The 19,448-nt window shown below is 58.7% G+C and carries 17 protein-coding genes and 1 tRNA gene; 6 read left to right on the top strand and 12 right to left on the bottom strand.

Annotated elements, in window-relative coordinates; translation table 11 throughout:
* Positions 1-94 precede the first annotated feature (94 nt).
* Positions 95-1,096 (bottom strand): potassium channel family protein, encoded by a 1,002-nt coding sequence (locus ACERJA_RS00990; protein ID WP_373607432.1) that lies wholly within the window; start codon positions 1,094-1,096, stop codon positions 95-97.
* Between the two features lie 287 nt (positions 1,097-1,383).
* Between ACERJA_RS00990 and gyrB the strand changes: the two genes are divergently transcribed.
* Together gyrB and gyrA are read left to right on the top strand one after the other, a co-directional pair.
* Entirely contained in the window at positions 1,384-3,306 is a 1,923-nt protein-coding gene (gene gyrB, locus ACERJA_RS00985) for a DNA topoisomerase (ATP-hydrolyzing) subunit B (RefSeq protein WP_373606480.1), read from the top strand.
* Positions 3,307-3,323: 17 nt separating this feature from the next.
* Positions 3,324-5,798: a DNA gyrase subunit A gene (gene gyrA, locus ACERJA_RS00980; protein ID WP_373606479.1), complete on the top strand. Its 2,475-nt coding sequence runs from the start codon at positions 3,324-3,326 to the stop codon at positions 5,796-5,798.
* A 283-nt stretch (positions 5,799-6,081) separates the two neighbouring features.
* Here gyrA and ACERJA_RS00975 read toward each other — a convergent pair whose 3' ends face one another.
* From ACERJA_RS00975 to ACERJA_RS00965, 3 genes are all read right to left on the bottom strand, one after another.
* Positions 6,082-6,615: an Rrf2 family transcriptional regulator gene (locus ACERJA_RS00975; protein WP_373606478.1), complete on the bottom strand. Its 534-nt coding sequence runs from the start codon at positions 6,613-6,615 to the stop codon at positions 6,082-6,084.
* A 225-nt stretch (positions 6,616-6,840) separates the two neighbouring features.
* Entirely contained in the window at positions 6,841-7,773 is a 933-nt protein-coding gene (locus ACERJA_RS00970; protein ID WP_373606477.1) for a ZIP family metal transporter, read from the bottom strand.
* A gap of 153 nt (positions 7,774-7,926) precedes the next feature.
* Positions 7,927-8,607: a metal-dependent transcriptional regulator gene (locus tag ACERJA_RS00965; RefSeq protein ID WP_373606476.1), complete on the bottom strand. Its 681-nt coding sequence runs from the start codon at positions 8,605-8,607 to the stop codon at positions 7,927-7,929.
* A gap of 86 nt (positions 8,608-8,693) precedes the next feature.
* Here ACERJA_RS00965 and rocF point away from each other — a divergent pair, with 86 nt between their 5' ends.
* Together rocF and ACERJA_RS00955 are read left to right on the top strand one after the other, a co-directional pair.
* Positions 8,694-9,614, top strand: coding sequence for an arginase (gene rocF, locus ACERJA_RS00960; protein ID WP_373606475.1), 921 nt, complete (start codon positions 8,694-8,696; stop codon positions 9,612-9,614).
* Positions 9,615-9,730: 116 nt separating this feature from the next.
* The gene (locus ACERJA_RS00955; protein WP_373606474.1) at positions 9,731-10,885 is read left to right on the top strand and encodes an NAD(P)/FAD-dependent oxidoreductase; all 1,155 of its coding nucleotides are present in this window, start codon (positions 9,731-9,733) and stop codon (positions 10,883-10,885) included.
* 151 nt (positions 10,886-11,036) lie between these two features.
* Here ACERJA_RS00955 and ACERJA_RS00950 read toward each other — a convergent pair whose 3' ends face one another.
* The 6 genes from ACERJA_RS00950 to ACERJA_RS00925 all read right to left on the bottom strand — a co-directional run bounded on the left by ACERJA_RS00950 (position 11,037) and on the right by ACERJA_RS00925 (position 15,683).
* On the bottom strand, positions 11,037-11,570 hold the full coding sequence (locus ACERJA_RS00950) for a DapH/DapD/GlmU-related protein (RefSeq protein WP_373606473.1): 534 nt from the start codon (positions 11,568-11,570) through the stop codon (positions 11,037-11,039).
* Between the two features lie 103 nt (positions 11,571-11,673).
* Positions 11,674-12,489 (bottom strand): hypothetical protein, encoded by an 816-nt coding sequence (locus tag ACERJA_RS00945; protein WP_373606472.1) that lies wholly within the window; start codon positions 12,487-12,489, stop codon positions 11,674-11,676.
* Between the two features lie 343 nt (positions 12,490-12,832).
* Positions 12,833-12,903, bottom strand: a tRNA-Pro gene (locus tag ACERJA_RS00940).
* 171 nt (positions 12,904-13,074) lie between these two features.
* Positions 13,075-13,995: an RNA-guided pseudouridylation complex pseudouridine synthase subunit Cbf5 gene (locus tag ACERJA_RS00935; protein ID WP_373606471.1), complete on the bottom strand. Its 921-nt coding sequence runs from the start codon at positions 13,993-13,995 to the stop codon at positions 13,075-13,077.
* A gap of 5 nt (positions 13,996-14,000) precedes the next feature.
* Entirely contained in the window at positions 14,001-14,576 is a 576-nt protein-coding gene (gene cmk, locus ACERJA_RS00930; protein ID WP_373606470.1) for a (d)CMP kinase, read from the bottom strand.
* 153 nt (positions 14,577-14,729) lie between these two features.
* A complete protein-coding gene (locus ACERJA_RS00925; RefSeq protein WP_373606469.1) occupies positions 14,730-15,683 on the bottom strand; it encodes a DUF106 domain-containing protein in 954 nt (317 codons plus the stop codon).
* Between the two features lie 230 nt (positions 15,684-15,913).
* Between ACERJA_RS00925 and ACERJA_RS00920 the strand changes: the two genes are divergently transcribed.
* The gene (locus tag ACERJA_RS00920; RefSeq protein WP_373606468.1) at positions 15,914-17,389 is read left to right on the top strand and encodes a hypothetical protein; all 1,476 of its coding nucleotides are present in this window, start codon (positions 15,914-15,916) and stop codon (positions 17,387-17,389) included.
* A gap of 129 nt (positions 17,390-17,518) precedes the next feature.
* On the opposite strand, the gene ACERJA_RS00915 is transcribed toward ACERJA_RS00920, so the two are convergent.
* Complete coding sequence (locus ACERJA_RS00915; protein WP_373606467.1) at positions 17,519-18,154, bottom strand: adenylate kinase; 636 nt, start codon at positions 18,152-18,154, stop codon at positions 17,519-17,521.
* A gap of 97 nt (positions 18,155-18,251) precedes the next feature.
* Here ACERJA_RS00915 and ACERJA_RS00910 point away from each other — a divergent pair, with 97 nt between their 5' ends.
* Positions 18,252-18,668, top strand: a complete 417-nt coding sequence (locus ACERJA_RS00910) for a hypothetical protein (RefSeq protein WP_373606466.1) — start codon at positions 18,252-18,254, stop codon at positions 18,666-18,668.
* 120 nt (positions 18,669-18,788) lie between these two features.
* Here ACERJA_RS00910 and ACERJA_RS00905 read toward each other — a convergent pair whose 3' ends face one another.
* The gene (locus tag ACERJA_RS00905) at positions 18,789-19,079 is read right to left on the bottom strand and encodes an amphi-Trp domain-containing protein (RefSeq protein WP_006067782.1); all 291 of its coding nucleotides are present in this window, start codon (positions 19,077-19,079) and stop codon (positions 18,789-18,791) included.
* Positions 19,080-19,448 lie beyond the last annotated feature (369 nt).

Genomic DNA, 19,448 nt, shown 5'->3' with positions numbered 1-19,448 from the left:
GCTGTAAACGAGCGTCACACTGCCGGTTACAACGGTGTGCCGGTAACCTGACCGGCCATCGTGGTCGCACTGGAACAGACTCAAACCGACGTTCTCACTCCTCGAGCGGCGGCCACTCCCTCGCATCGGCACGTGCGATACCCAGTAGCTTCCGGCGACGACCGGACAGTGCCGTGACGTCGTCAGTGAACGCGTCGTTCTGGACGGTCGGAATCTCATCGTCTTGGAGTCGATCGAGTTCCGGCCGAGGTGGGACGTCGTCGGCAGGGTCGATAAACGCCGTCCCGAGCGTGTCGAGATAGCTGTCGACACTCGAACGGGCATCTTCGACCAGTGTTGGATTGAGCTGTGCATCGTCCGAGACGCCGTGGCGAACGACCGTCAGTGCCTCGTCGAAGACGGGAACAGCCATCGCCGACGCTCGAGTGGCCCGTTCGCTGTGGTAGTAGTGAAGAATCGGGTAGGCCTTGTGCTGGTCTGCGAGCACGGACAGTTGTGTCGCGAGTGACTCGAGTGGGCGCTCGAGGCCGCGAAACTCGTCTTCAGCGGTCCAGCCCGCACGGACGAATGCTTCACTGCGTTCGCCCAGACCAGTGACGTCGCTGGCAAATGAGCGCTTTTCCGACACTGCGCCGAGGACGGTGAGGACGTAGGAGACGCCCAGCGTGACGAAGGCCATTCCAGTTGCGGTCGTGAACGAACTGGCAATCTCCCAGCCACTCGTCGTCGGCGTGTAATCGCCGTTTCCGTTCGTGAACATCGTGTAGGCGACGTAGTAGAATCGTCCGGACCAGTCGGCCTGCGCGCCGGTATGGGCGCTGACAAGGGCTGTCTCGTCGCCAGCGAAAACCATCGTCCAGCCGAGCCACAACAGTGCGATCCACATCGCAAGCGTGAACGCGAGGATCAGCGGCCCGGCGAGACTCAGCGCGCGCGGGTGGTCGTTGCTTGCCGTCCGCAGGCTACGCCAGATCCAGGTCGTCAGCCGTCCGGAAAGCGGACCAGCCCCGCCGTCGACCCAGAGTGTCGTCCAAAGAATGTCGACGACAACGGCGACGAGCACACCGATCCCGACGGCCAGATACAGCGGTTGCATTTCATCTCCCATACAGGATCGAAGACCGTCAACGACACCCCGGGCACTGACACGGCTTTTTGAGGGCGATCACGGGACTCCAGCACGGTGTGTGACTCGAGGCGATCAAGCCCCGTGAAACCACGTAACCACCAGAAACACCTGGGGTATGAGGAGCTTGAACACCTCTTCACAACCAGGTATCAAATCCTGAGAGTCAGCCGAGCAACGGCTACGGTGGCTTCGCGCGCGAGCGCGTACACGTGACTTTTATTAGGAGGGGAGCACTACCCGAAAGCAGGTTTTACATGTCCCAGGAAAGCGAGTACGGCGCCGGACAGATTCAGGTCTTAGAAGGCCTGGAGGCTGTGCGAAAGCGACCGGCAATGTACATCGGCTCTACCGATTCTCGAGGGCTCCACCATCTCGTCTATGAAGTGGTGGACAACTCGATTGACGAGGCACTGGCAGGTCACTGTGACGACATTACCGTCTCCATCCACGATGACGGCTCTGTGAGCGTCGCAGACGACGGCCGTGGTATCCCCGTCGATACACACGACGAGTACGATCGGCCGGCCCTCGAGGTGATTCTCACTGTTCTCCACGCTGGCGGGAAGTTCGACAACAAGTCTTACCAGGTCTCCGGTGGCCTCCACGGCGTCGGCGTCTCGGTCGTTAACGCCCTCTCGAGTCGACTCGAGGTCGAGGTCAAACGCGACGGCGGCGTCTTCAAACACGCGTTCGAGGCGGGCGAACCCGTCGGCGATATGGAACGGGTCCGCGATATGGACCCAGACGAGGGGGCAGGCACGGCGATTCGGTTCTGGCCCGACACCGACATCTTCGAGGGCGACAACTTCGCCTTCTCGACGCTCTCGAATCGGCTTCGCGAACTTGCCTTCCTCAACTCGGGCGTTCGCATCACGTTGCGTGATGAACGCGACGAGGACGGCCCGACTGAGGAAACCTACGAGTACCAGGGCGGCATCCGCGAGTTCGTCGAGTATCTCAACGAGACGCGCTCGGCGATGCACGAGGACATCATCTACTTCGAGGACGACGACCAGAACATCGAAGTCGAGGTGGCGATGCAGGCTACCGAAGAGCTACAGGGATCGATTCACGCCTTCGCAAACAACATCAACACGCGCGAGGGTGGCACCCACCTCACCGGCTTCAAAACCGCGCTCACACGCTGTGTCAACGATTATGCCGGCGAGAACGATCTACTGAACGATCTCGACGAGAACCTCAAAGGCGAAGACATCCGCGAGGGACTCACTGCAGTCATCTCGATCAAACACCCTGACCCGCAGTTCGAAGGGCAGACGAAGACGAAACTCGGCAACTCCGAGGTTCGAGGGATCGTCGAAAGCGCGATGCACGAAGGACTCGGCACCTACTTCGAAGAGCATCCCGACACCGCAGAAGCGATCATCACGAAGGCTGTCGAGGCTGCCAAAGCGCGCAAGGCCGCCCAGAAAGCCGAAGAGCTAACCCGCCGTAAATCCGCTCTCGATTCGACCTCGTTGCCCGGCAAACTCGCGGACTGTCAGACCAAAGACCCCGAGAAGGCCGAACTGTTCATCGCGGAGGGCGACTCCGCAGGCGGCAGCGCAAAACAGGCCCGAAACCCCGAGTTCCAGGCCGTGCTTCCGATCAAAGGGAAGATCTTGAACGTCGAGAAACACCGACTCGATCGCATTCTCGAGAACGACGAGATCCGGAACATGATCACCGCGATCGGTGCGGGAATCGGCGACGAGTTCGATGTCGACGACGTCCGGTATAAGAAGATCATCATGGCGACGGACGCCGACGTCGACGGCGCACACATTCGGACGCTCATGCTGACGTTCTTCTACCGGCATATGCGCCCGCTGCTGGAAGGTGGCTACGTGTATGCGACCCAGCCGCCGCTGTACCGTATCCGCTACCGGGGCGAGACGTACGATGCGATGACCGACGCCGAACGCGACGAGATCGTCGAAGAGAAATGCGACGGCAATCCGACGCAGGTCCAGCGCTTCAAGGGACTCGGGGAGATGAACCCCGAACAGCTCTGGGAGACGACGATGAACCCGGAAAACCGTATTCTCAAACAGATCACGATCGAGGACGCCGCCGCGGCGGACAAGATGTTCTCCGTGCTGATGGGCGACGCCGTCGAGCCACGCAAGCAGTTCATCAAAGAACACGCGCCCGAAGCCGAGTGGATCGACATCTAACTGTGGTGAGGTAAGATATGAGTTCAGACGTACCCGAACCGACTGACGTAGAGGCACGGGCGATCGAAAACGTCCGCATCGAAGATGAGATGGAGCAGTCGTATATCGACTACGCGATGTCCGTCATCGCGGGGCGTGCCCTTCCGGACGTCCGGGACGGCCTCAAACCCGTCCACCGGCGCATCCTGTATGCGATGCACGAGATGGGCGTCTCTTCCGGTAGCAGCCACCGCAAGTCCTCCTCGATCGTCGGGGAGACGATGGGTGACTACCACCCGCACGGCGACAGCGCAATCTATGACACGCTCGTCCGGATGGCCCAGGATTTCTCGATGCGCTATCCGCTCGTCGACGGGCAGGGGAACTTCGGTTCCATGGACGGCGACCCGGCCGCCGCGCCCCGATACACTGAGGCACGGATGGCCGCCGTCTCCGAGGAACTGCTCGAGGACATCGACAAGGACACGGTCGACTTCTCGGCGAACTACGACGACCGCCTGCAGGAACCCGACGTCCTGCCGGCGGCGTTTCCGAATCTCCTCGTGAACGGCTCCTCGGGAATCGCCGTCGGGATGAGCACGAACATCCCGCCGCACAACCTCTGTGAGGTGATCGACGCGACGATCGAACTCATCGACAACCCTGACGCGACGGTCGAGGACCTGATGGAGCACGTCAAAGGCCCCGACTTCCCGACGGGCGCGAACATCGTCGGTCGCGACGCCATCTACTCGGCGTACAAGACCGGTCGCGGGCGCATCCGCGTGCGTGCCGAGTTCGAAGTCGAGGAGTGGAAAAACGGCCGCGAGCGAATCGTCATCACCGAACTCCCCTACCAGGCCAACAAGGCCCGGATGGTCGAGCGGATCGCCGAAAACGTCAACGACGGCGAGATCGAGGGAATTTCGGACCTGCGCGACGAGTCCGACCGCGACGGCGTCCGCATCGTCGTCGAGTGCAAACGTGGTGCGAACGTCGAGGTCGTCAAGAACAAACTGCTCGAGAACCATCTCGAGAAGACGTTCGGCGTGATCAACCTCGCGCTGGTCGACGGCCAGCCGCAGGTGCTCTCGCTGCGGGAAACCTTAGAGGAGTACGTCGCCCACCGACGCGAAGTCGTCCGCCGACGCAGTGAGTACGACCTCGAGGAAGCAGAAGACAGAGCCCACATCCTCGAGGGTCGACTGACGGCCGTCGAGAACGCCGACGACGTCGTCGAACTGATCCGCAACAGCGAGGATCGATCGGCCGCGAAAACGGCCCTGCGGGAGGCGTATTCGTTCTCCCAAGCCCAGGCAGAGCACATCGTCCGGATGCAACTGGGCAGTCTCACGTCGATGGAGACGGCCGAGATCGAAGACGAGTACGAGGACGTCCAGGCCGAGATCGAGCGCCTGACATCGATTCTCGAGAGCGAGCAGGAGCTGCTCGCGGTCATCAAAGACGAACTCCGTGAGATCAAAGCCGAGTACGGCGACGACCGCCGGACCTCGATCATCGAGGACCAGGGGACGGTCACTCACGAGGACCTCATTCCGGAAGAAGAGGTGTTCGTCGTCATGACCGAAGACGACTACGTCAAGCGGATGCCGATCGACCAGTTCAGCCCGCAGGGTCGGGGCGGCAAGGGAATCATCGGCGCGGACGTCAAAGACAGCGACCGCGTCACGACGGTGTTCCGCGCGAACACCCATGACTACCTGCTGTGCTTTACCAATCAGGGCAAAGTCTACCAGCTCAAGACCTACGAGATTCCCGAGATGGGCCGGACGGCACGCGGGAAATCGGCAGTCAATATCCTCGACCTCGACGCCGACGAGGATATCACGGCCATCGTCGACACCGACGCCTTCGGCGACGGCGAGTTCGTGACGATGGCAACCCGGAACGGCTACGTCAAACGAACCGCCGGTTCGGAGTTCGACAACATCCGTTCGACCGGGATCATCGCGGCCGACCTCGAGGACGGCGACGAACTCATCGACGTCGAAGTTACCGACGGCTCGCAGGATCTGGTTATCGCAACCGAAGGCGGGATGACGATCCGCTTCGACGAGAGTGAAGTTCGCTCGATGGGGCGCAACGCCCGGGGTGTCAACGGGATCAAACTCGAGGACGGCGACGCGGTCGCCGGACTGGTTGCGACCGACGAAGACGACGAGCGGGCGCTGTTGACCGTCACTCGAAACGGCTACGGCAAACGCACTCGCCTCTCGGCGTATCGCACCCAATCACGCTACGGCAAGGGCCTGATCGACATCAAAACGGGCGACCGAAACGGGCCGGTGACGGCTGTCAAAGCTGTCGCCGACGACGACGAACTCGTGATGATGAGCGAGCGCGGCCAGATCGTCCGCACGCGCGTCGACGACATCTCGACGGTCGGACGAAATACGATGGGCGTAATCGTCATGGATGTCGAGGCAGGCGACGCGGTCGCAAGCGTCGACGAGATTCCGGCTGTCACGACGGTCGACACCGACGAGAACTGACCACGGCGCCGCGTTCCTTTTTTGCCGTCGCAGTCGACACCAGCAGACGGGTCGGATCGTGCGCGAGCTCGAACTGACTCGAGAGTCGATACCAGATGTGTTGGTGGGGTGAACGGTGTCGCCAGACCGCTGGCGGATGTGACTCACAGTCAGTACGACGTTGGCTGCGAATGTGTCCGGACGATGACCTCGAGTGCGTGACCGACTCCACGCCAGTCTGTCCGGTAGGAGCAGCTGTCGGTAAGAACGGAGACGAGACGAACTGCCAGCGCCGAACGCGCGTTCAGTGTGCTGGTTCTTCGGCAGGCGCGACCATGTCCTCGATCCGAAGGATCAGAATGTTGTTAGTGTCGTCTTTCCCGTCGACACGTCCTTCGATAACGAGTTTCGAGAGTGGTGTCGGTCCGACGATGACCGAGTCATCCTCGTGGATCTCACCCATCGCCCCCTGGATGTGGATCTCAGCACGGCAGAGTTCGGGGTGGTGAACACTCGAGAGGTCGATTTCCTCGACGATGACGTCGTCTACAGGCTCGCCTTCGTGCTCGAGTGGGACGGAGGCTGGATCATCCATCTGCTGGATTTCGAGCGCCTCGTACGCTGCTGCGGTTGGTTTATATCCTCCTTTCGGGCCTGGTACGCCTTCGACCAGCTGCAGGGCTTTGAGACTCTGCATCTGGTTTCGGATCGTGCCGGGGTTCCGGTCGACCTGTTCGGCGATATCCTCACCTTTGATCGCGGATTCTGATTCCTTGTGAAGATTCGTTAGTGCCCGGAGGATTTTCTTCTGGCTGGGGGTGAGTTCGATGGATGACATACTGGGATATTCGTAGTTGATTTCCTTAAACCCGACGGGTGAGTCAGGTTGTTTCGCTAGGATTTTGATCTTTGAGCCGCCTATAGTAAGGCGTTTTGCTTCGGAAGCGGTCTGTGAGTTGGTGTCTGTTTGCGTCGCTCTAGGAGACTGTTTGCTGATACCGTCTGTTACCACAGGGTGATCGATAGACGTATGAGGACTGCCGTCTCCGTCTCGACGACGGTCTCAGACTGGAACGAGCCAGCCCTCGAGGACGAGGTCGGTGAGGACGTCCTCGAGGAAGAACATGAGAACGAAGCCGCCGACGAACGTCGCCGTGTTTGTCCGACTCAAGACGGCTTCGGCATCAAAGCGGATGAGGTCGGCGACCTCGATGAGCACCTGGATAATCGCACCGACAGCGATCGCATAGAAGAGAACGGCAAGTAGTGGCGAGTTTGCAAAGCTGCCGATCCAGCCGCCGAGGATAACGGGTCCGCCAGCGATAATGCCCATCGCAGCGAAATGTCGAAGTGGTGGCTGGTCCCTATCGCGGGCAACTGCCGCGACGACAGTCGGCCCTTCCATCACGTTGTGCATGACGAACGCCAACACGAGCAACATCACGAGCGTCGCATCCCCTTGGACGTAGGCGACACCGATCCCGAGCCCCTCACCAATGCTATGCAGTCCCAAGGCGAGCGCGACGAGGTAGGCAATGTGGAGCCCACTTTTGTCCTGGCTCGACATTTTGTGCTGTCGCCACTTGCTGGCGGCATACATCACAGCAAACGTCCCCCCGACACCGACGACAGCGACTGTTCCTGCAGTGAGCGCGCCGTCGACCTCGGCGCCGTACTCAATGATCTCTTCGGTCATCTCGACGGCAATAAACGCAAGGACACCGGCCGCAAGCGCCATAAACGCATGGAGATACTTCGGCTCGAGATTCCGGATAAAGGGAAACCAGAGCATCCCGATCGCAACTGGAATGATGCCTGCAATCGCACCGATGACCGTCACCATCCAGACAATTTCGGCGGTGCTCGCCTCGTCAGCTGAACCGAGGCCGCTGAACGGCGACGTGAAATACAGGAGTCCGAACACGACTGCGAGAACTACCACTGGGCCAACAGCCAGCACCCATCGCGGGAGATCGTTAATCGATCGTGCTGTCATGAGGGCTCCTCCGTACCAGTACCGAAATATCGAGTCATCATTGACAAATGATTAGAGCCATCTAAACTTATAGCTTTTCCAATGGTCGGCAGTTAGACTGACTCTAAACGCAGCAGCTCGTGGATTTCCTGAACAGATCTGTCCGAACTACCGTTATTGTTCGACTTCTGCCGGCGCAGCCACACGAACATGATGTGCGACGGATTCGGGCAACGAAACGGTGTCGTCGTGGCCGCTCGAGCGGGCGGTAACCATCCCGAAGGGAGCGACCTCCACGATCTCGAGTTCGACCCCCGGCTCGACGCCGTGCTCTGCGAGATACGAGAGTACCTCGGCATCGTGATCAGCGACTTCCTCGACGACCACGATATCTCCCTCTGCAAACTCGGTGACGGAGGCTCCGTCTGGCCGTTCCGGTGGCTCGAGGTCGGCGCTGGGGATCGGCGAGCCGTGGGGGTCGACCGTCGGCTGGTCGAGCGCGTCCGCCACGCGGGCCTCGAAGTTCTCGCTGATGTGGTGTTCGAGTCGGTCCGCTTCCTCGTGGACTTCCGCCCAGTCGTAGTCGAGATGTTCCGTCAGATAGGCCTCGAGCAGTCGGTGATGTCGGATTACCTCGAGGGCGACCGTTTCGCCCTCGTCGGTCAACGTGACGCCGCGATACTTTTCGCGGTCGACGAGTCCCCGCTCCTCGAGCTTATCGAGCATACTGGTGACAGTCGGCGACGTGACATCTAGCTCTTCTGCGATGGCCGACGTCTTGACCCGCTCGTCGGTCTCGCGCTGGAGTTGGTAGATCGCCTTGAGATAATCTTCCATCACGTCGCTCAGCATCATCGTATCGGATTTTTAGCCCTATCTAACCCTAAATCTGTCGCTCACTCAATCGCCACGATCAAACCATGTCGAATCATAGCACACGTATGGGACAGCGTATCAGAATTATTGGTGCACCGATGGACTACGGCGCTGATCGTCGAGGCGTCGATATGGGGCCGTCGGCAATCCGCTATGCAGGGCTTGCCGATGGCCTGTCGCGTGCAGGTGTCGATCCGATCGACGCGGGTGATCTTTCGATCCCACGGGCAGAGGAGCGCGACCCGGATGCTAAGCAGCCGAGCCGGGGGAACGCGAAATTCCTCCGGGAGGTCGAAGACGTCTGTACACGACTGGCCGATCACGTCGAACAGACGCTCGCAGACGGCGAGTTTCCGCTCGTTCTGGGTGGTGACCACTCGGTTGCAATCGGTTCAATGCAGGGCTCGTCCAGAGACGCCGATCTCGGCGCGATCTGGTTCGATGCACATGCGGATCTCAACACGCCAGAAACCTCACCTAGCGGAAACGTCCACGGCATGCCGCTTGCGGCGACGCTCGGCCGTGGCACGTTCGGGGACCAAGCGTGGGCCACTGCACCGAATGTCCGGGAAGGATCAATCGCATACGTCGGCCTTCGGAGTATCGACGATCGTGAACGCAAACTCCTCCGGGACAGTGAGATGACAGCCTTCACAATGGCCGATATCGACAAGCAGGGGATGACGTCGGTCGTCGAGACTGCGTTAGATGTTGCGACCACCGACACCGACGGCGTTCACGTAAGTCTCGACCTCGACTGGCTCGACCCCAAAACAGCACCCGGTGTTGGGACGCCGGTTCGCGGCGGTGTCACCTACCGGGAAGCTCACGCCGCCCTCGAGACTGTCTCTCGGCGACATGAGAGTGGCGATATTCTCCGATCGATGGATGTCGTCGAAGTGAACCCGATCCTCGATGAGGGTAACGAGACAGCGACGCTCGCGGCCGAACTCGCGGCAAGCACGTTCGGCAAGCGGATTCTGTAACCCGACTCACTTGCTCGTCACGGAACAGACCCGCTAGAAGTATGTTAACTGTGAACATACCACTCATTGGTTCGTGTTCCAACACCTTTGTATCGTAGTGTATCTATTTGCTAGGTATGACTGAGAACGTCGTCGTGCTCGGAGCTGGCTATGCTGGTGCCGGTGCGATCAATAAACTCCAGTCGGAGCTTGGAGGCAGCGTACGACTCACATGGATTGCGGACGTCGATTATCACCTGGTGCTTCACGAATCACACCGCGTGATCCGTGACCCAAGCGTCCGCTCTGATATCACGTTCCCGATCAATCAGATCGCGGACCCATCGACTCGCTTTATTCTGGACGAGGTTACCGGTCTCGACGTCGACGAACAGGTCGTCGAACTGGCCGACTCCGATGACGTCGAGTACGATTACGTCCTCGTCGGCCTCGGCAGCCAGACCGCCTACTACGGTATCCCCGGCCTCGAGGAGCACTCGCTGACGCTCAAAAGTCTCGACGACGCCCTCGAGATTCACGACGCCGTCAAGCAGGCCAGCCAGGACGCCACCCGCGGCGAGCCCGCGCAGGTCGTTATCGGCGGCGCTGGGCTCTCGGGTATCCAGACCGCCGGTGAGATCGCGGAGTTCCGTGACAACCACCGTGCACCAATCGAAATCCACCTCGTCGAGGCACTTGACGAGATCTTCCCCGGGAACGACCCAGAGTGCCAGCAGGCCCTGCGTGATCTGCTCGAGGACGCTGGCGTCCGGATCCATACGGACGATCCGATCACCGAAGCCACCGAGGACGTCATCGAGTTCGACGAGGGCGAACCGCTCGAACACGACGTGCTTGTCTGGACCGGCGGAATCACGGGTCGTGATGCGTTCGACGATGTCGATCTCGAGAACGAACACAACCGCGTCAACACGAAGGCCAACTTCCAGACCTCCAACGAACGCGTCTTCGCGATCGGCGACTCGGCAATCATCGACCAGGGCGACCAGCCTGCGCCGCCGACCGCACAGGCCGCCTGGCAGGCCGCGGAAGTCGCTGGCGAGAACATCTCTCGAGCCATCGAAAACCGCCCGCTCAAGACCTGGGAACACGACGACAAAGGGACCGTCGTCTCCGTCGGTGACAAGGCGATCGCCCACGACGTCGATATGTTGCCCGTCGATACCTTCGGTGGCTTCGCCGCAAAGAACCTCAAAAAGGCGATCGCCGCCCGCTGGATCGCGGACATCACGTCCTGGAACGAAGCCCGCAAGTCCTGGCCGTCGCTGTAGTTTCGCGACGTCTCCACTAGCTCCGATTGCTCGAGCAGAACGCGTTTTCGATGCGTCTTCTCGAGAAGCGTCGCTGCTATCTCGCTTTTCGTTCGCTACCTGCTCACGCCGAGCGCTCGCTTTCTCCGGGCTGGCGCTCGTCGTGCGCTTATCACTCCGATTGCGGCTCCTCGTCAGTGTCGTCTGTCCCCATCGGCTCGGCTGGGACACCCGCAACAGTCGTATTCGGCGGGACGTCACGTGTCACGAGTGAGTTCGCCGCGACGCGTGCATCTGCACCGATTTCGACGCCCGGCAGAACGATCGCCCCGGCACCGATCATCGCCCGCTCGCCGATCCGGACCTCGCCCGTCCGATACTCGTCTTGCAGAAACTCGTGACAGAGAATCGTTGCGTCGTAGCCGACCAGCGCCTCCGCTTCGATCGTGATCAGTTCCGGCCAGAAGACGTCCGGCGTGGCCTCGAGTCCCCACGAAACCCCAGGCCCAACAGTGACGCCCAGCCGGCGCAACAGCCAGCGCTTGAGCCGGAGACTCGGCGATATCCGGACAAGCCAGATGACGAGATACGAAATCGCGACTCGAGCGGGACTACGAGCTGTCGGCCACCCGGACAGCGAGTTGCCCGGCCCTGGTGTCGGATGCCGGCGAATGCGGTCGTGACGGGATGTGTTCTCGTCAGTCACTGTCGAGGAATACGACCTATCACTACATGAAACCGACCATGTCAACGCGCGAGAGCACGAGTCGAGGGCAGACATCTTCACACACGACTCTCTGATAGCCAGTCTATGCCGACTCGATCACTGCGTCATCTGCCGTCCGCTCTCGACAGCGTCCGACCTGCTGTCGAAAGACATCGCTCGAGACTGCGCAGCGATAGGCCGGTTTGTACATCATGTTCTCACCGCCGGCACGAACGTCCCACGCGTCTGCAATTGCCTCGCGCAGATAGTACTGTGCGCGTTCGTTGCCCGACTTGACGTAGTATTCAGAGAGCTGGATCGGATGCCGATCGAACAGCCCGCCGGGCTCGCGGCCGTCGATGAGCACGACCGGTTTGCCCAGATAGCACTCGCCATCGCTGGCACGTTTCGTGTGAGCGTTTTCGGGGTGGGCTTTGAGGATCGCCTCGCGTTCGGCTTGGGGCATCTCGGGTGTGACGACGTCGACGCGATCGACGGTCATGTAACCGATCAGATAGCGATGGGCGCGGTCGCCATCGGGACGGCGCAGGCCAGCATAGAAGCCGACGATATCGCCCGGCTCGAGCGCTCGGAGCCTCGAAACGTAGCCGCTGGTGCGGTGTTCGCCGTAAGTCAGAGCCTCGAAGTTCGGGTCGTGGTGGAATGGCCAGGACTCGAGTTCGTCACCAGCGACAGTTCTGTCGGCATCGCCGATCGGCTGGGGTGTGATTCGGTTTGTGAGCGACGCTGCGGTACCCTCGCTTGCACGCAGGTCCCACGAGCCGAGGGTTGCGGTTTCGTCTGTCGCGTGTGCCTTCTCAGGGATCGGCACGTACTCGAAGCGTCCATCATCGTACAGTGGGGCAAGTGCCCCGAGGTTCGTGCTGTCGGCACCGACACCAGCGAGAACGACCGTCATTGCTCGGTGGTCGGAGTGACTGGAACCTAAAGCCGACGGTCGCGTCTGGATCTGGGGTGTCCCAGTCCACACTGGGTTTCAGATGTGAGACTTCAGATGAATGTTGAACCGTTGAGCAGTCGACAAACCGCAAGACTGCATGGCTTCAAGAGGTAAGGTCGTCACGCAGACCACCCCTGCAAAACCCATTTAACAGATTAAATTATACCGGAACCGAGAATTGGATTTTCGGCAGTCTCAGGGGATTGAGACTCCAGGAGTTGAACATCTAGATAATTTCGAGTGGGACTGCCGAGGTACCGCTTTTCGGCACCTCGTGCTCCCAACTTTGCGACACAAAATATGGGACCGCCGAGAATTGAACTCGGGTCCTACGGACCCCATCCGCAGAGGATACCACTACCCCACGGTCCCGTATCTTACCGGAGGGCTGTTTGCTGTTTAAGCGTGTCGTTTCACAGTGAGTGCGTGACGATATCGCGTATCAAATGCGCTCCCGTTGCTCGAGTCATATGGACTCTAATCCGTCGATGCGGGTGTTCCAGCGTCCTGCGGGTACGCGGGACATCGGCACAGCAGACCGTCTCAGACCAGAACGCGCTCGAGTGAGACCACAGTCCCCTGGTCGGCCTCCGGATCACCGACCAGCGTTCCGAGACAGACCGCGGCCCCGTTCGGCGTATAACAGGCGAGCAGGTCGCCAGTGGCGACGCCGTCGTCGATCTCGAGGACGCCCGGCGCGTACACTGGGGCTCCGTTTGCGACCTCGCGGGCGGCGTTCTCGGCGATCGTAACGCGTGGGATGTCCTCGAGGATCCGTTCGGCCGGATCGACGACCTCGTAGAGTGGCTCGGGGTCGTCGTCCTCGAGCCAGAACGCGAGCGCATCGAGGAACTCGGAGGCACTGTGGAGATCAGTGTCGTCGAACGGCGTTGTCGCCGTCCGTCGGAGATGTCCCATATGGCCGCCGGTGCCGAGTGCGAGCCCCAGGTCGTGGCAGAGTTTGCGGACGTAGGTGCCACTCTCACACCGAATCCGCAGCAGGATCTGTCGGTCGTCGGTCTCGAGAACCTCGAGGTCGTACATCTCACGCACGCGTAGGCGACGCGAGACTGCACTTTTTCGCGGCGGCTTCTGATAAATCGGCCCTTCGAACTCGGCGATGACGGACTCGGCATCGACCGGAACCGGTGCGTGACACTCGAGGACCGCCACGTACTCTTTGGGACCCTCGAGAAAGACCTGTGCGAGCCGGGTCGCCTCGCCGAGCATCACGGGGAGACAGCCGGTGACCTTCGGATCAAGCGTGCCTGCGTGGGCTGCCTGATCGATCGAGACGTCAGCGCCGCGCTCAGAGAGCGTGTCGACAACGGCATCTCGCAGCCAGCCACTAACCTGATGCGAGGATGGGCCAGGTGGCTTATCGAGGTTGACGACACCGAAGGTAAGCAGTTCGGCGGGCGTCCGTTCGTCGGGTGGTCCACGGAGACGAGAGTGGTTAACCATCGGAGTCAGAACTCGTATGTGATCGGAACGTTGGTCTGTCCTTCGTCACCATCTGCGCCATACTCTCCAACGGCGGTCACGAGCATATCGAGGACGGCATCGGGTTCCCAACGAGCTGTATTCACCGAGAGATCATAGATCGTCAGATCCTGAATATCGATTCCGTAGTACTCCTGATAGCGTTTCGCCTCGCTGGCTTCGCGAGCCTGTGTCTCCTCGGTCGCTCGCTTGGGGTCTTTCCCTTCGCGCTCGGCGATCCGCTCACCACGAACCCGTGGTGGGGAGTCGAGCCAGAAGCGGAAATCCGCCTGTTCGCCGGCCAGCCAGCCGGCCAGTCGGGACTCGAGGACGAGATCGTCTTGCTCGACGGCGATCCGTCGAAGGCGCCGATCGAGATCGCGATCGATCTCATCGTTCTCCTCAGCCAGTTTGTTGAACTCGAGCGGCGTATAGCCCCGTTCGTCGGCCAGTTCTCGGAAAATGTCACCGCCGCTGATGTGATCGAGATCAAACGCGTCGGCGAGCAACTCCGCAGTGGTGCTCTTCCCGCTGCCCGGCGGGCCGGAGACGGTGAGTAACATATTCGAACTGCGCGGCGGCCGGTAAAATGGGTTTTGAATCGGTCGACGGACGAACACCGCCTTGATAGCTCGGCTTGCGCTCAAACCATCTCTATCGACAGCGATTTGGAACGGAAAACGAATGCCCTGTCAGTCGGATGGTCGGCTCCGATCTCAGGCCGTCGACGGCGTCATATCGATGTTCAGTGCCTTGCGCAGCAGTTGCGTAAAGCCCATCGAACAGAGGAAGTACCAGAGGATCCAGGCCGGCATCGGTCCGAGCAGTCCTGAACTCCAGCTCGTCTCGCCGACGATCGGCATGATGATCGTCGCTTCGGCACTTCCGATCCCCACGCCGTGGATCTTCCAGTACATCCAGAGGAACAGTGGGATGGTAAACAGCATGATCCAGACCATCGGTCGGAACTGCTCTTTGAACATCCCGAGGTTCTCCGCCATGGCTTCCATCTGCTCTTCGCGAACCTCCTCGAGTTCTTCGTCGAGGCGCTCGAGTTCAGCGTCGCTGGCGCCGCGTTCCTCGGCTTCCTCCTTGCGCTCGCGGACGTCTTTTTGCTTGTCCTGCATCGATTTCATCCGCTCCTGATACTTGCCCATGATTTCGGGGTTCATCAGGTTCGCCTGCAGCAGCGTCGAGTACAGTCCAGTCAGCAACGCCACAGAGAGGATTACCGCATAGAACGGCAGCGCGGCATCGAGTGGCCCCAGAAACATATCGAGCGCACCGCCCACGGTATCCCGGACGGACTCGATCCAGTAGCCAAACATCAACAGGAGTGCACCCACGCCTGCCAGTTTATCCCACTGTGACCACTGGGACTCCTCGGCATCGATATCGACATCGGTGTCGAAGCCCCCACTGTCGCCGTCACCGTCGAGGGCCTCGTCGTAGGCCTCACGATCGGCGATCTCGAATCCCTCGTCGCCGTCGACCAGTACGCCCTTTTCGATCAGTCGACCCCATTGCCCACTCGACAGGTCGTCGTTGACGTCGGCCCACTGGACCTCGCCCCCGTTCCTGTCGGCTTCCTCGCGGATCGCCTCGAGGGCGTCGCCCATCGAGGAATCCTCACGAACGAGGTCGTTGATCTTCTCCGCTGTACGAGTCATCTGCCTGGGACTAGGGTACGTTCGGTATACAAGTGTTTATCTTCGGTTGTCAGCCGATAGCCTTCTGTCTCGACCTCGTAGCTACATGACAGTCTGAAAACCATTCTGGCTGACTCGAGGGAAAACGATCTCTCGAAACGGGAGAGGAACACGAAACCACCGGATCTGACTATTCGTAACGTGTTGGATTGACCGATTGTATTATTACAGTGACTGTCATAAAGAAATACATGGGCGTATCACGCGGGGCCGAATCGACAATAATGTCAGGGAGGGCACAATCGACGCTGATCGGGATCGTGCTTCTGCTCGGCATGGTTGCGATTGGGAGTCTCGGAATCTTTCTCGTTGCTAGTGATATGTTGACTGACGTCGAGCAGGAGTCCGAACACGACCGTGTTGAACAGGGATTTGTTGAGTTGAGCCAGCAGATGGCTGCAGTAGCCACAAATGACGACGTTTCTCGATCAATGGATCTCGACACAGGAGAAAGCGGTGCAGTCGTGATGACCAACACGGGAAATATCCACATCCATGGCGGCGAAGTTGATGACAATATTTCGATCGGTGCGATTGAATACGAGGGGGAAGATGGTACCAAAATCGCTTATCAGGCAGGTGGTGTGTTTCGTGAGACAATGAATCAGACACAGGTCAAATCTGCGCCACCCGTCCATTACGAGGATGAAACGCTATCATTTCCCGTTGTAGAGATTGATGATCAAGGCAATCTCGGCTCTGGTGATGTGACCTTAACAAAGACGGATACTAAACCAGTCAGTAGTCCAAGCACAATTGAAAACGATGTAATCACAATTAATGTAACAAGTCAGTATTATTTGGGTTGGAAGCAGTACTTCGAGGAACAGGCTGGTAACGACGGCGACCCGATCCAAGAATATGGCGAATTAAATGAAACTCATGGATATGTTAATGTTGAGTTTGGGACTGTTGATATTGAAGCTGTGTTCGAAAATGCAGTCACTGTTGAACAGGAACCAACCCGGTCAAGTGCTGGCGAGATCCACGGAAATGTTCAACACGAAGGTGTCCATATTGATCCCATTGATGACAAAATAGAGTCACTGATTGATACGGCGAAAACAGAGTACACCCCTCTAAATAACTCTGTAGACGAAATAACAGCAGGAGAGTATTATGTGGAAGACGGTTTTAACACTACAGATTATGATAAAATCGATGTAGCTGATGGGGATATAATTATTGTTGTTAACGATTCCATCAATGTGAATGATCAAACATCAGTCGAGGGTTGGGAAGAAGATAAAAATGAGGTCCAAATATACACTAATAACAACATGAACGTGAACGGTGAACTATTCGTAGATGAGTCACCACATGCACATGGAATGAACGCTCCAGATCAGGAAGATGTCAATTCTCAGCACCTGCAAGTGTATGGAAATTCCAGTTTCGAAATGATACTGGGTAGTGGCGGTGATTTCTTCGAGGGCCTTGTTTACGCTCCAAAAGGGGAGATTTATACCGCGGGCGGCAGTGGAGATACGAATATTTACGGATCAGTCGTTGCTGGAGATGTAGACCTTGGTAGTAGTGGAAATTCCGAAATTTGGCATGACAACAGCCTTGATGGGTTCGAACCAGAAACACAAAATGGTGGCACTCTTCCGCCAGACATCACGTATCTCAACGTGGTCAAACACATACTCGAAATAGATAGCTGATGCTTCGCTGTCACTGAGGAGGCGTTTATACCTCTTTCGACACGCAAATCCATTCTGTTACTTCTCTGTCGAGATATTCGAAAATAGCTCGCGATCAGCACAAAATACACAGCAAAAACGAAGTCGACGTTACGCCGCGTCTTCGATCGTCGCCTTCACGGCTTCCCAGACTTCGTCCGGAGCCTGTTCACCATCGACACGCTCGAGACTGCCCTCATCCTCGTAATACTCGATCACGGGCTCGGTGTTCTCGCGGAACACGCGCAGTCGTTCTTTCACCGTTTCCTCGGTGTCGTCGTCGCGCTGCTCGAGGCGTGCTTCGACCTCGGGGTCCTCTGGCGGGTTGTACTCGACGTGGTAGATGTCGCCCGTCTCGGGGTCCATCCGACGGCCGGTCAGGCGGTGGATGAGTTCTTCCTCACTGACGTCGAGGTAGAGTGCGACGTCGAGATCGGTCATGTCCTGCAGCTCTTCTGCCTGCTCGAGATTTCGTGGGTAGCCGTCGAGCACGAAGCCGTCGGCTTGGTTCAGCGCTTCGTCGACGATGGCGTTGACGACTTCGTCGGGGACGAGTTCGCCCTGATCCATGTATTCGCGTGGCGTGTCGTACTCCGTGTCCATGTCGGAGATGTCCATGTCCTTGTTCGAACGGAGTGCGTCACCGGTGGTGATGTGGTCGACGTCGAACTCCTCGGTGATGTTTGCGCTCTGGGTCCCCTTTCCTGCCCCGGGTGCACCCAGGATCAGAATTCGTGGCTGTGCCATATCCCACCGTTCACCACCCTCCCATAAAGGCTTAAAGAAATGTGTACGTCATCGCTGTCACATAAAACCTTAACCGAGTGAGTCCATCCAGTTTCGTATGACGCGTTTCGACGCAGCTGACCCTGCCGAGCGACAAAAACTGTACGTCGACGCCATCACGGCCCACCGCAACCGCGGAAGCGGGTTTTTGACGCTCGAGGTCGATGCAACGGCGCTCGATGACAGCGACTCCGACGGCCCCGACCCAGCACTCGGCGTGCCGTGGCTACAGTTCGGCGATGGGACGATCAACCTCGACTGCACTGACGACGAACTCGAGACACTCAAAACCGTTCTGGGTGAGTTTCCAGCGTTCAAAATCGACGAGATCCATCGTCCCGACGAGGCCGAGGGCGTCAACGTCCAGATCAGTGCGAAAGCAGATCCAAATCGGATCGCCCAGTGTCTCGATGCGATCGTTCAGCAAGTCTACGATCTCCCGGCCGATGTTCGAATCTGGGTCGTCGAACTGTAGGTGTCACTGAGTCGAACAGTTGCTGATCGCACGATTGGCTCGCAACCGGTGCCGAACGGGATGAAAGGAGATCCGCTGGCACTCAACGGTAACCAGCGACTGCCCACTCCGTTCTAACGACTACTCGATCGAGAGCTCGCCGGTGTCGGATTCGTGATCGCCCTCCTTCCACTCGAGTTCGAACTCGAGGCCGAGTTCGCCCGGCTTATCCGGAGCCGAACTCGAGGTTTCTCGCTCGGCTTTGATCTCAAACGTTGGACGTGCTGGTGGGGTCATCGTTACTGAGTCGCCACCAGCTTCGAGAGAGATCGGTCCGCCGCTTTCGAGGCTGTCAGCGACAGTCCGGAGGTAGTCAGCGATCTCGTTGCGTTCCATCTGCCGTTCGAACTTGAAAAGGACCTCTTCTGGCATACTTAGTAATTAGTGTGAGTCGTATAGAAGCTTCTGCTGAATCATATATAATGGGAGAAGACAGAGAATTGTGTATCGCGCGCGAGCGGAGCGGAGGAGTGTAGCGCGGCAATCCGATACTCGGGAGCGTCAGGGATCCATTTCTGATACGAACACGTTCGCTTTCGGCCGTTTTTCGAGGCGAGATATATATTATCTTTGGTACGATCTCCGACAGACAGCGATAGAAAAAAGGGCTCTGGGCCGAAGTGAATGATGAACGACTGTGAACAATGGTTGGCTGGCACTGCGTGGAAACGAGACGTCACGGTATAGGCAGACTGCGAGACAGTCGGCTGAATCGTTTCCAAATAGATAAGTGCACCCAGC

Source organism: Natronorubrum sp. A-ect3 (genome assembly GCF_041821125.1).
Classification (GTDB): Archaea; Halobacteriota; Halobacteria; order Halobacteriales; family Natrialbaceae; genus Natronorubrum; species Natronorubrum bangense.
Note: the sequence above shows the minus strand (reverse complement) of the source record. Positions and strands in the feature narration are given on the sequence as shown.

What these genes read in the sequence shown, in the direction of transcription:
- ACERJA_RS00990 (WP_373607432.1), bottom strand. Translation starts at nt 1,096, where the DNA reads ATGCAACCGCTGTATCTGGCCGTCGGGATCGGTGTGCTCGTCGCCGTT.
- gyrB (WP_373606480.1), top strand. Translation starts at nt 1,384, where the DNA reads ATGTCCCAGGAAAGCGAGTACGGCGCCGGACAGATTCAGGTCTTAGAA.
- gyrA (WP_373606479.1), top strand. Translation starts at nt 3,324, where the DNA reads ATGAGTTCAGACGTACCCGAACCGACTGACGTAGAGGCACGGGCGATC.
- ACERJA_RS00975 (WP_373606478.1), bottom strand. Translation starts at nt 6,615, where the DNA reads ATGTCATCCATCGAACTCACCCCCAGCCAGAAGAAAATCCTCCGGGCA.
- ACERJA_RS00970 (WP_373606477.1), bottom strand. Translation starts at nt 7,773, where the DNA reads ATGACAGCACGATCGATTAACGATCTCCCGCGATGGGTGCTGGCTGTT.
- ACERJA_RS00965 (WP_373606476.1), bottom strand. Translation starts at nt 8,607, where the DNA reads ATGATGCTGAGCGACGTGATGGAAGATTATCTCAAGGCGATCTACCAA.
- rocF (WP_373606475.1), top strand. Translation starts at nt 8,694, where the DNA reads ATGGGACAGCGTATCAGAATTATTGGTGCACCGATGGACTACGGCGCT.
- ACERJA_RS00955 (WP_373606474.1), top strand. Translation starts at nt 9,731, where the DNA reads ATGACTGAGAACGTCGTCGTGCTCGGAGCTGGCTATGCTGGTGCCGGT.
- ACERJA_RS00945 (WP_373606472.1), bottom strand. Translation starts at nt 12,489, where the DNA reads ATGACGGTCGTTCTCGCTGGTGTCGGTGCCGACAGCACGAACCTCGGG.
- ACERJA_RS00935 (WP_373606471.1), bottom strand. Translation starts at nt 13,995, where the DNA reads ATGGTTAACCACTCTCGTCTCCGTGGACCACCCGACGAACGGACGCCC.
- cmk (WP_373606470.1), bottom strand. Translation starts at nt 14,576, where the DNA reads ATGTTACTCACCGTCTCCGGCCCGCCGGGCAGCGGGAAGAGCACCACT.
- ACERJA_RS00925 (WP_373606469.1), bottom strand. Translation starts at nt 15,683, where the DNA reads ATGACTCGTACAGCGGAGAAGATCAACGACCTCGTTCGTGAGGATTCC.
- ACERJA_RS00920 (WP_373606468.1), top strand. Translation starts at nt 15,914, where the DNA reads ATGGGCGTATCACGCGGGGCCGAATCGACAATAATGTCAGGGAGGGCA.
- ACERJA_RS00915 (WP_373606467.1), bottom strand. Translation starts at nt 18,154, where the DNA reads ATGGCACAGCCACGAATTCTGATCCTGGGTGCACCCGGGGCAGGAAAG.
- ACERJA_RS00910 (WP_373606466.1), top strand. Translation starts at nt 18,252, where the DNA reads ATGACGCGTTTCGACGCAGCTGACCCTGCCGAGCGACAAAAACTGTAC.
- ACERJA_RS00905 (WP_006067782.1), bottom strand. Translation starts at nt 19,079, where the DNA reads ATGCCAGAAGAGGTCCTTTTCAAGTTCGAACGGCAGATGGAACGCAAC.